6 protein-coding genes and 1 pseudogene are annotated in these 12606 nt (G+C 30.1%); all 7 read right to left on the reverse strand.

What is annotated here, in order from left to right:
• Positions 1–357: 357 nt before the first annotated feature.
• Positions 358–2940, reverse strand: coding sequence for a TrlF family AAA-like ATPase (locus FGK85_RS12935; protein ID WP_138207282.1), 2583 nt, complete (start codon positions 2938–2940; stop codon positions 358–360).
• A gap of 32 nt (positions 2941–2972) precedes the next feature.
• Entirely contained in the window at positions 2973–3476 is a 504-nt protein-coding gene (locus tag FGK85_RS12940; protein WP_138207284.1) for a hypothetical protein, read from the reverse strand.
• Positions 3466–4338 (reverse strand): hypothetical protein, encoded by an 873-nt coding sequence (locus FGK85_RS12945; RefSeq protein ID WP_022420264.1) that lies wholly within the window; start codon positions 4336–4338, stop codon positions 3466–3468. The genes FGK85_RS12940 and FGK85_RS12945 overlap by 11 nt, the downstream gene beginning before the upstream one ends.
• Complete coding sequence (gene dcm, locus FGK85_RS12950) at positions 4331–6427, reverse strand: DNA (cytosine-5-)-methyltransferase (protein WP_022420263.1); 2097 nt, start codon at positions 6425–6427, stop codon at positions 4331–4333. The genes FGK85_RS12945 and dcm overlap by 8 nt, the downstream gene beginning before the upstream one ends.
• Before the next feature lie 38 nt (positions 6428–6465).
• A complete protein-coding gene (locus FGK85_RS12955) occupies positions 6466–6681 on the reverse strand; it encodes a helix-turn-helix domain-containing protein (protein WP_022420262.1) in 216 nt (71 codons plus the stop codon).
• Between the two features lie 145 nt (positions 6682–6826).
• On the reverse strand, positions 6827–7486 hold the full coding sequence (locus tag FGK85_RS12960; protein ID WP_138207286.1) for a single-stranded DNA-binding protein: 660 nt from the start codon (positions 7484–7486) through the stop codon (positions 6827–6829).
• A 51-nt stretch (positions 7487–7537) separates the two neighbouring features.
• Positions 7538–12490 (reverse strand): annotated as a pseudogene (locus FGK85_RS12965) (helicase-related protein); the annotation flags it as partial.
• Between the last annotated feature and the right edge of the window lie 116 nt (positions 12491–12606).

Raw genomic sequence — 12606 nt, forward strand, 5'->3', positions numbered from 1 at the left:
TAAATATTCCTCCCAAGCATCATTATCTAATTTTTTATACATAAGTAAACCTCCCATTGATAATCTTTTACTTAAGTTTATCAATGAGAGGGTATGTTTTCTAGATACTTAATTTTTGACGCTTACTAAATATTCCTCCCAAGCATCATTATCTAATTTTTTATACATAAGTAAACCTCCCATTGATAATCTTTTACTTAAGTTTATCAATGAGAGGGTATGTTTTCTAGATACTTAATTTTTGACGCTTACTACCCTAATGCAAGAGTATTCTTCTACAAAATCTGATATGAATGAGCTTTACCACATCAGAAAGAATTATGAGAAATATATGGGTAAAGAGATGGAGCGATGAGACTACTTACCATTATCCCAATTTGTGTATATTAATTTTCTTTTTTCAAAAGCCTCTTTTCCACCTTCCATAATGTCTACTATCTTTTTATGAGTAGCAGAACAATCGATATTACCAATATCTAAATCAATTCTATCATTATACTGTGTAGCAACAACGCATTCAGCATCTCCTAACACAGGTATATTTGCATTATGTGTAGCAAATATAAATTGAATTGTTGGTTTTTTTCTTTTAATTGTACTTATAACTTCCTCGTAAATAATTTGATTATCTAAATCATCTTCTGGTTGATCGATAATGATTAAATCATTATCTTCTTGTGTTAATACAAATAATATTAATGCCGATGCTCTTTGACCTATTGAATGATGCTCTAATAACTTATTATGATAATAAATCTCGACCAAATCTGGACAAACTTCTTTAATGAGTTCTTTATAGTTTTCTTGTATTTTATCCTGTATTTTGGAAACAATCTTTTCATTGACTATTGTGTGTAATTGTTTCGAATCATCCAAAATATAATCACTTATAATCGAAATAAAGTCAGAAAACTTATTGGAAATTTCTATAGCTTTAACTTCTGAAAGACCTGTACCTCTAAATTTTGCCTTGATATCATTCTTAAATTTATCTTTGTTACCCTTAAAATGAATCCTAATTTCTAGCTCGTTCTGACTTTCATTTATTTTTTTAATTTCTTCTTCATATTTTCTAAATACACTACTAAGAATTTCGTTTCTTTCTCGAATATATTTTTTTATGTCTAAAATTAAAGATTCTCTTGAATTATTCTTTTTTGTTAGCTCTCCAATCTCTTGTTTTACCTTTTCGTATTCAGAATTATATTTTACAAAACTATCAGGATCTAATGCCTCGTCTTGTATATCTCGTTTAATAGAGGCGAATTCTTCTTTTAATGATTTAATGTCATTATCCAATTTTTCCTTAAGTAATTTCAAAGAATTTTTATTTAAGGAAATTCTTTCGATTTCATTGGAAATGTTCGCAAAAGAGTCAGTGATATGGTTTAATACTTCATTTATATCTTCAAATAATTCATCATTATAGTCACTATGATAATCAGATAATTTAAAGTCATCCGTATCAACTTCATCATATACTTTTTTAAAATTTAAATAAACATCTTCAACTTTACTCATTAAGTGTTCAATTTTATTATAGTCTTTGTTATATGATGTTTGCTTTTTTAACTTTTCAGAAATTCCTTTCTCTTGAAAAATTTTAAGTGTATGTTCTAAATCTTGTTTTTTGGTATTTAGCTCTTCTATCTTCGATGGAATTGATGATAATTGAAAAAATTCTCTTATTGATTTTTCTAAATTAAAAATACAATCATCTATGGAATCTAACTGTATTTTTATTCTATTGCCTAATAATTTTTGCAATAAATCAAAGGCATATCCACTTTGAGTAAAAGATAAATCTTTCTGCCCAAAATATAAAGGATTACTTATAATAGAATCTATTGATATTCCAATATCATTACCATTTCCATCTAAAATAGAGTATTGTTCATTCATTAATCTCTTAAGCTCATAGTGTTTACCATATTTATCAATAATATCTAATGATATTTCCCCACCCGAACCAAGAGTGTTTTTTACTAAATTATCTTTGTAGTCTTTATCAATATTCGCATTTAAATCTAAAGCATATCTTATTGACTCTAAAACTGATGATTTTCCACTTCCTCTAATACCAATTAAGGTATTAAGTTCATTTGAAAATGGAATCTTCATCGAGTCTAATTTACCACCTTTAAATGATATTGAATTTATATATCCATGATTTATTTTAGGTAATTCATCAGAAATCCTATTTTTATAATCTTGTAAAGCATATTTTAATGCGTTAAAAGAATACTCTCCAATTTTAATATATGTTTCTTTACCTTTGCCAATTTCCTCAAGTTTCTTTGGATCTGAACCTTCAACAAATGCTACTTCATATCCAAACCAATCTTTAATCTTTTTTATGTTATCTTTTGTTCTTAATTTTTGTAAACCTAGAACTCTTTTTTTAAATTCATGATTTGAAGCCAAAGAAGATAATCTTCCACCACCACATTCTTCAATAAGTCCACTTTTTTGCTCTATATGTGCAAATACAATAAAATAATCTTTATTAAGTTTTTCAAGTTCTACTAGTAAAGTATTTAAATCATAATTACAACATGTATTTTCGTTTTCACGATTGTTTATTCCCTGAAAAGCAGCAGTTAAAAAATTATTTATATGGTTTTCTCCATTTTGAATCCAATCTTCAGGATTAAAAATTATAAGCGTATGTACGCTGTTTTTACCATCTTTAACAGACAATTCTACTCCAGGAAGTATAAATATGTTCTTTTTACTTGCTGCTTTTTTTAAAGCCTTATACTCATTTAAATCAAATTTGTTATGATTCGTTATTAATCCAATTTTGATATTGCTATTTTCTAGAGAACTTATGTAATCATTAACAAAAGAATGTTCCTCACCTGAATATTTAAATTCCTTATCTTTTCTAGTATGAAGGTGAAAATCACATCTTAGCCATTCACAACCATTATCAAACATCGTTATCATCACCTCTTAATACATTTAATACTTTATATCTTTGGAACAATAGAATGATTATCTATTCCATCTTTAGTGATATCCCATCTTGCGACTCTTATTTTTTTAATTTTTTTACCGTTTCCATAGTCTAATAAATCTTCTCTATTTAAATTGTTCAAAACTTTTTTTAAACTTCCTAAACCACCAGATGATAATAAATATGCTTCCTCAGGATCACAAAGTTTACAATAGATCAATAATTGTCCTAAATTTTGAAGGTTTAAAGCCGTTTTTTTCGCCTCAACTAAATAAATTTCAGCTTTATCTTTCCACTTTACAATACCTAATACATCTATTTCTATTTTTAGCCCTACAACTTGTGGATAATATTGAATAACTCCATATTTTTCTAAAATCGAATCAAGATAAACAGAATGACAGTCTACTACTATTACTTCACAATTTTTGCTTTTAAATTTGTCTTTAAGATATGTTTCTAGCCATGCACACATACCTGGGTATAGTTCAAATTCACTTTTTACATTATTCGCCATAACCTAATTCCTTTGCTAACTGAGTCCATGAATCAAAATGTTTTCCTCTTATTTTTTCTGGTAAACTGTCATCATTTTCCATAGGATGAATAGGTTTATTTCTCAATCTAATTGGTTTTTCCCAATAAAATTGATGTGTTTTATTTTCATCTAAGTAGTCAAGCAATTCCTCTGCATATCTTTCTAATGCTCTTTGCTTATGAACAATGTTAAATCCTATAGGCAAAAATTCGTTTGCCCAAATCTTAACTTGATGTTCTTTTTTCCAATAATAAGGTTTTCCTTCGTTATATTTTTTTAAATTAGAATCTCTAAAATTAGGATGACCGAAATCTATTGTTTGTACTGGTATATCTAGCATTTTTAACATATTTGCAACATCAATAACAAATTGCCAATTTCCCGGTATTTCGATATATACCCTATGGCATCCATCTTGTCCATAAGCCATATTACTTTTTCTAATATAGCCTGTTACATCAGCTACGCCTCTTAACAATTCTTTCTTTTCATCAGTAGTCATACTAAATAACTCATCATTCATTGTCATGGTTGAATGATGAACCCCATTACCAATAAATCTTAAAATTTCTCTCATTGTATAATCTTCATTAGGCTTTGTGAAAGATACTCTTGTAGCAGTTTTTGTTTGCGTAATAGGTAACGAATGACCTAAAAGAGGCTCTATAACACCTCTAATGTCTGCTAAACTACTTTTCACATATACAGAAACTTCTAGTCCTTCATCATCTCTTAAATTTTTATGTGGTATCTCAATAGTTATTGTAGTACTATTACTATCTCTTTGTACCTCTCCGTTACCTAATATCATTCCAACTAAATAAGCCATTTGACTATTCATTTTCTTCTCCCTCACTCTCATCTTTAACTAAACATTTATAAATATGGTCCGCTATTGCTTTTGCCATAAGTGGCGGAACTGCATTTCCAATTTGTGTTCTAATATCTACTTTATTACCATAAAAAATAAAACTATCATCAAAAGATTGAATTCTTGCTGCTTCTCTAGGTGTTATAGCACGATTTAAAAAAGGATGATTATTCGTTCCGTTCGATGCTGCATCGAACCTAGTATCAATAGTTGGAGATGGTTCATCCCATTTTAATCTTCCCCAAGTTGAATTAAATTTTTGTTTGCCTAAAAGTTCTTCAGGTAAATATTCTTTTCCTTTTTCTGGAGGTATCATGCTAAGTTTATCGATTGCAACTTGAGAATGGTTAGAGGCTTTATGGTTATACAATTTTTTACTATCTATTCTCATCATCCTCTGATAATCTGTCATTGGTTCTGTAATATAACTCTGTTCAAAAGCCCCCTCATTAGAATTCAAGTATGCTAAGTCTTCAATCGCTTCTCTTACTGTTATCGGTACATCAACAGTAGCTTCAGGTATAGAAATAGCTTTATTCTTACTACATAAAAATATAACTCTTTCTCTACTTTGTGGAACTCCATAATCACTTGCCTTAACTATTCCCACACTAACTTCATAGCCCAATTTTTTAATTTCACTTATAATTTGATTCTTAAACCAACCATTAGATGTCGACATCAAACTTTTAACATTTTCTATCACAAAAACCGATGGTTGAAGTTCTTCTACTAAATGAAGATATTCTATAAATAGAAAATTTCTTGGATCATCTAAACCTAATTTTTTCCCTTTTAATGAAAAACCTTGACAAGGTGGTCCTCCAATAATCATATTTACATTGTTTTTCTTAGATAAATTAATAATTTTTTCTTTTACATTATTATCTTGGATATCACCGATAATCAATTCTGTATCAGGCATATTCTTTTTGAATGTTTGTGCTAATTTTTCATTAATATCAAGTGCAACTTTGGTTACAAAATGCTTATTTTTATGCATTCCATAGGACATGCCACCAGCACCACAAAATAAATCTAGTATCCTAAATTCCATTTCTTTCTCTCGCTTTCGTCTTTTTATTAATATTCGTTTAAAAGTTTCTTTACCATCTATTTGTGGCTTAAATAGGTCATATTCATTATCTGACCCATGATTTGCTTCGCCTACAATTTCAAACATATCTTCGTCGTGATATTTCAAATATGTGAGTGGAACACCCATAACCCCATAATAATCCATTGGAATCTCTGATACCCTTGGAATATGTATCGCATCAAAGTTGTCATATTTTGGATAATTCTCTTTTGAATAGTTATGTGTTAACACTAACTTCCTGCTATTACTTTTTGAAACTATTAAATTCGTTAACCACATTGCATTTCCTAAGCTACGCCACTTTTGACCAGAATCATCAATCCAAAACCTTGTTTTTCTAGGTTCTGTATCATCCGGTACTCTAAATGCCATATCTCCAAAATGATATCCTACACGAGCTTGATTATTTTTTATTAAAGGGAAAATTTCTTTGTATGTTATAGCATTTTGATTACTAATTAATAAATATTTTTTGTTATATTTAGTAATTAAAGAAAACAGTTCTGTGAATTTAGAAAATGGTGGATTTGTCACAACTATATCTGATTCTTTTAAATAATTCACACACTCTGAACTTCTGAAATCTCCATCACCAACTAATTTTCTTATATTCCCATTCATAGTTAATTTATCAATCATTTCTTTATTATTTATGTTTTCACTTTCAAAAATTGGCATTTTATCAACTTCCAAAAGAAGTCCTCTACCATCTTCACTTGAGTGCATAGCTGATTTTGCATACGAAATGCAGACAAGTTTTTTTAGTTTAAAACGATTGAAATTTCTTAAAAAGAATTTAGCAAAAGCGGACTCATATGGATCATCACAATTACACAATATTTTTTTTCCATAAAATTGGGATTCATAATGGTTTACTTCATTTTCTATTGTTTTATAATCCGTATACCACTCATCTGTGTTATTACTATATCTCGCCTTGTTCAATATAGAATTTCCCATTATAATTTCTCCTTTCTCAAAATTGTAAATGAACCCTTTTACTTGTCCGTAATTTCAATGCATTCCACAATATCTGAAACATCACACTTTAATACATCACAAACTCTAAGTAATACATCTGTAGTGATGTTTTCCCCATTTTTCATTTTATAAAATGTGCTTTTACTAATTCCAGCTTTTTCAATAAGTTCTGTATTTGACATATCAATATCTATTAACATCTTAAACAATTTTTTATAACTCAATTTTGACATAGAAACCTCCATCCTTACCTATTTCAAAATTATTCTTTTCCATTATAACACAATATATTAGTCTTTCTCAATAAAATAGTTCATTTTCTCGAACTCTCACTACAAAAAAATAGTCGGTGCAGTCATAAGACCACACCGACATATCTTATCTTTCAGCTTCTTTTGATGTTTCTTTTTTATCAGATGGCTTTATTTGTTCTTCAGCCTTGTATTTCTTAATTGCACCAAGCACAGAATCTTTATCCTCAACTTGATTTTTCATCTGTTCTTTTGCTTTTAAAAGTTTTGAAGATAACACTCTAACATTGCTATATTCCTTACCATTATCGTCCATTGAAATTCTAACTTGTCCAAAGACTTTCACAAAATCACCTTGCTTAAATTCTTTTGGAATATCGCTTTTTTCACCATAAGCAGAACAATTTGTATAAAACTTATCGCCATTTTCATCATTGGATACAATGGAGAAATTTGCCACCTTAAATGGCTCTCCATTTTTGTTTTCTCTTTCTACAACTTCAACATCACCTACAATATTACCAACAACATTCACTAGATCATTATCTTCCTCTTGAATAGTTGCATTTTCTTTTAACTGTCCATTTTCTCTTAGTTCATCAATCATATAATCAAATTCATCGTTAAGTAAGCTCATACTATCATTTTCCATATAATCAGTATAAAGCTTATCCAAAGCGTCCTTATCATTGATACCTTTTTCAAAGCTGATTAAAGCTTTTGTATAATCTTCATGGTTTTCATTTGCCATTTTTTCTAATGTGTTTCTCATTTGTCTGTAATTCATAATATTCCTCCGTTATTCTACTAAATATTAAAGAGGTCGAACCCGATCCCCTTATCTTTCATCATGTTCTTTTGTGCCACATTCTTTTACTTCAGATTCTTTTTCATTATCTTGATATGATTTAATCTGTTTTAAAATTGATGGCTTTTCAGCCTTATTTCCTTTTAACTGAACATTGTCATCTACATCGTAAGTTGTTTCAAAATAATCACTATCCCTAAAATCATGATCGTATCTATCAGATACGCCATCATTATCCAAATCCTGAGCTAACGGATCATAAATATTACCATTGTCATCTCGTTCAAGACCAAGTACATTTTTAAGGTCATTATCATCAATAGAAACAAAATCACTAAAATCAGCTATTTCCATATCTTGTAACATTGATTGTAATGCCTTTTCTTCACTACCTAATTCTTTTAAATAATCATACTCAGTTATAGGCTCATTATTTACATATTGTGTAGCCATAAAATCCTCTAAATTTACTTCATATTGAATTTCATATTTTTCATCTGGTGTTGTTGTGTAGGCAATGCCAATATGCTTAAGGTCAGGATAGAGATTATTAAAATCCTCATATTTATGATCTTCTTCGTATTCTCTATTAATAAAATCAATAATCGCATTTTTAACATCTGCGATTAAAGGATTAGGATTAACCTTTTCTTCAACTTCTCCCATATCAAGAAGTTGGTTTAGTTCTGCTAATCTTAAAACCTTAGTTTTTAATTCATCTGCTTTTTCAAAAGGCTTCGCTAACTCTTCTTTGGCATTTTCAAGTTGTCCTTTTGTAGCTACTAGCTTTTCTTCAAGTCTAGTAATTTTATCTGGCATTTTCTCGATTACATTATCAAGTCTTGTGATATTGCCCTCAGCACTTGTTCCAAGTTCTCCATAATGCTTTGTAGCACCATTTAAACTAAAATTATGCTCATTTGTTAAGAAATTATAACCAACTTCTAAATCCATACCTCGATACGAACCAATAACTTTATTGTCATTGATTTTGACTGTTTTAACTGCTTCAAGTAGCTTTTCACCAGCAATCTTTTTATCCAATATCTTCTCACCGAAAATGGTAATTGAAGTAAACTTGTTTTCTCCACTCCCTTGTGGTTCTACATTGTCTATATCCTTTTTGATAGCTTCAATTTGCTTTTCGGTTCTAGCAATTTCCTCAGGATAAAATTTTGTAACCTTATCCTCTAAACGATAACGATTAGACTTATAGTTAGCTTCAAGCATTTTAAGTTTTGTCACTTCATTATCTAAATCCATTTTTTCTTTAATTTTTGGGTCACCTGTTGCTAGTGCCTTAATTTCAGCATAATTAAGAGAACTTTCATCAACATCTTCTGCCACTCGAACAGGAGTCTTACTTGTCATAATCTGAGAGATAAATTTTTGCTTATTTTCAATAGTTTGCCAAAGGTATGCGTCAAAGGTGTTTTCTGTAATGTAGCGATAAATATGCACTTCTTTATTCTCATTACCTTGACGCACAATTCTACCACTTCTTTGTTCAAGGTCAGCCGGACGCCATGGCACATCTAAATCATGCATGGCAATAAGTTTATTTTGAACATTTGTACCTGCACCCATTTTTTGTGTAGAACCCATCAATATACGAATTTCACCCTTTCTTACTTTTGCAAAGAGTTCATCCTTTTGCTTATCCGTATTTGCTTCGTGAATAAAGGCTATTTCTTCTTTTGGTATTCCTAAATCAACTAGTTTATCTCGAATATCATCATAAATATTAAAACTTCCGTCACCTTTTGGAGTAGACATATCAGAGAATAATAACTGTGTTGATTTATCTTCTTTTGTCTTGTCCCATATTGCAAAGATATTTTTAACGTACACATTAACTTTTGAATTTTCATCATCAGGTAATAATGGATTGATTAAACGCTGATCTAAAGCTAATTTCTTTCCATCATTGGTAATCTTAAGCATATTATCTTCTTCTGGTTCTACTTGTCTATTTCGAACTTTATCTGCTCTTTCTGATAAACTCTTTAGTATTTCTTTTTGCTCATCACTAGGCATTGTCTTAATGACTTCATAATGTGCTTTAGGAACTGGTAAATTTAACATATCTGCAGTTTGAATATCAGCAACTTCTTTAAACAAACTCATTAATTCAGGTAAATTATAGAACTTAGAAAACCTTGTCTTAACCCTATAGCCTGTTCCCTCTGGCGATAATTCTAATGCTGATTGCGTTTCTCCAAAGGTACTAGCCCAACTATCAAAATGCTCCAAGCCATTCTTTTTTAGCTCATCATACTGAAGATAACGCTGCATGGTATAAAGCTCTGTCATGGAATTACTTACTGGCGTACCAGTCGCAAATACAATTCCTTTACCATTAGTTATTTCATCCATATAACGACATTTCATAAACATATCTGAAGACTTAAAAGCCTCAGATTGTCCAATGCCTGCAACATTTCTCATTTTGGTATAAAGATATAGGTTCTTGTAGTTATGTGCTTCATCGATAAATAATTTATCAACACCAAGTTCTTCAAAAGTGATTACATCATCTTTTTTGAAATCATCATTTAACTTCTCTAGTTTTGTTTCTAGCTTTTTCTTTGTCTTTTGAAGTTCTTTAACTGTGAAATTTTGATTTCTATCATGCTTATATTCTTCGATGTAGTTAATAATTTCATCAATTTGATCTTGGATATGCTTTTGTTGATATTCCTTTGACATTGGGATTTTTTCAAATTGACTATGCCCTATGATAACTGCGTCATATTCTCCTGTTGCAATTTTGCCTATAAATCGTTTTCTTTTTTTAGGTTCAAAATCTTTCTTATCAGCCACCATAATATTAGCTGATGGATATAGCTGCATAAATTCTCTACCAATTTGTCCAGTTAAATGGTTAGGAACAACAAAGAGTGATTTACTACACATTCCTAATCGTTTAGCTTCCATTGAACTTGCAACCATTTCAAAAGTCTTGCCAGCCCCAACCACATGAGCCAGCAAACTATTACCACCATAAAGTGTTCTAGCAATTGCGTTTTTCTGATGAGGTCGAAGTGTAATGTCAGTACTCATTCCCTCAAAAGTTAAATTAGAGCCATCATATTCTCGATTACGAATCGAATTAAATTTTTCGTTATAAATAGCAACAAGTCGATTTCTTCTTTCTTGATCACTAAATATCCAGTTCTTAAACTCTTCCTTGATTAACTCTTGTTTTTGATTAGCTAACATCGTTTCCTTTTTATTAAGTACCGATGTTTTAGTGCCATCATCATTAATTATTTGGTCAAATACTTTTGTTTCTTTTAAATTTAGAGCATCTTCAATAAGTTTATATGCACTGACTCTGCTTGTACCATAAGTCATCTCAGCAAGATCATTTCCTCTATCTTTACTTTTACCCTCAACATTCCATTCACTTGTCAGATGAGAAAACTTAACTTTAATATCCCATCTTGCATATCCTGGTGTTTTAAGTGTTTCATAGATAAAGCGTTCAATATCCTTTGGTGGAATCCAAGTAGCACCGATTCTTACATTGATTTCGCTTGCTTCAAGTTCTTTTGGTTTAACTTTTTCAAGTTCTGACTTTTGATATTCTAATCGTACTAATTCTTTTTCAACTGCATTTCTTTCATCACTATCATCAAGCATACGGCTAGCTTGTTTTAACCTTGCAATATAACTATCGACAATACCTATTTTTTCTCTAATATTCCCACTTAAATACTCATCTTTAGTGACATAAGCATATTTAAATGAATTGACATTATCACTACAAGCAAAAGGTAAATCCCCATCTTCCATATCAAATAACAATCTCTGATTAAAGTTTGTATTTTCTTCACGAATATTTAAAAAGATTTCTCCCCTTAATTCCTCAATTAAAGTATTTCTATCTTTTCCACTTAAGCTTTCCATATACTCAAAGTCTACATAACCTTTTTGTGATATAGAAAGCACCAATGCTTCAAGGGAAGTATCAACATGCTCAACAGTTTTTGCTTTTGTAATAGTTCGTTTAGAAAAGATATCTCCTTTAGCCTTAAAGTTTTCTTCTTCATCTAAAACTTCAATAGAAGATACCAAAGGGAAATTACTATCTTCTCTTAATGCTCTTGTATTACTTAAATTATTAATAAATCCATGCTTTTTAGAAAAATCATCATATACTTCATTTAAACGCTTTTGAGAAAGGTTAATTTCATCTTCACTAAAATCTTCTTTCTGCTTATAGATAACATCTTTTAAGGCTTCATTTAAAGCTAAATAATCTTTAATCTTTTCTTTGTTTTTATCACTTACTTGCTTTTTAATGAAAAGCGAATTTTCTCTGTAGTAAATATCATCATTGATAATCGTATATGAAAAGTTTTTAACATCATCTGTTGCCGGAATAGATACCACTTCATCGTCTAGCAGTTCAATTTCTTCGTATTTCGCATCTTTTGATATTTCTTGACTCGCACTTTCAAGTAAATCTTTTAATGTGACATTCTCTTTTGGTAAGCAAGTTATGGTATTTCCAAAGCGACCACTGACTTCTTCCATTTGACCTAATACCATATCAGGATGATCTACAAAGTATTTGTTATAAACTAAACCATTCTCATCTTCAGCTAAATGAACCCAATCATCATCACGCTCAATAACACTATCTCTTTTCTTTAAAAAGATAATATCTGAAGTGACTTCAGTACCTGCTACACCTTTAAAAGTATCATTAGGAAGTCTAATTGCCCCTAAAATTTCAGCTCTAGCATTTAAGTATTTTCTAATACTTTCATCCTTTTTATCCATTGTGCCACTAGATGTGATAAATGCGATGACACCACCATTTCGTACCTTATCTATGGACTTAGCAAAGAAATAATCATGAATTAGAAAGTTATTCTTATTATAATCTCTATCATTGACCTTGAATTCACCAAAGGGAACATTACCAATTGCGACATCAAAGAAGTTATTGGAAAAACTTGTTTTGATATTGTCAATATTACTTGACAGTTTTTTCTCGCATAGTTCGTTATTAGGCAGCTTGATTTAGAGATTCATAGTATCTCTGTCTTTTAACCATAGGAGGTAGCCCACCATTGGCAGAGCAAATC

Source organism: Haloimpatiens lingqiaonensis, assembly GCF_901447495.1.
GTDB lineage: Bacteria > Bacillota > Clostridia > Clostridiales > Clostridiaceae > Haloimpatiens > Haloimpatiens lingqiaonensis.

Coding starts and splice junctions, on each gene's coding strand:
- FGK85_RS12935 (WP_138207282.1), bottom strand. CDS start 2,940: ATGTTTGATAATGGTTGTGAATGGCTAAGATGTGATTTTCACCTTCAT.
- dcm (WP_022420263.1), bottom strand. CDS start 6,427: ATGGGAAATTCTATATTGAACAAGGCGAGATATAGTAATAACACAGAT.
- FGK85_RS12955 (WP_022420262.1), bottom strand. CDS start 6,681: ATGTCAAAATTGAGTTATAAAAAATTGTTTAAGATGTTAATAGATATT.
- FGK85_RS12960 (WP_138207286.1), bottom strand. CDS start 7,486: ATGAATTACAGACAAATGAGAAACACATTAGAAAAAATGGCAAATGAA.
- FGK85_RS12945 (WP_022420264.1), bottom strand. CDS start 4,338: ATGAATAGTCAAATGGCTTATTTAGTTGGAATGATATTAGGTAACGGA.
- FGK85_RS12940 (WP_138207284.1), bottom strand. CDS start 3,476: ATGGCGAATAATGTAAAAAGTGAATTTGAACTATACCCAGGTATGTGT.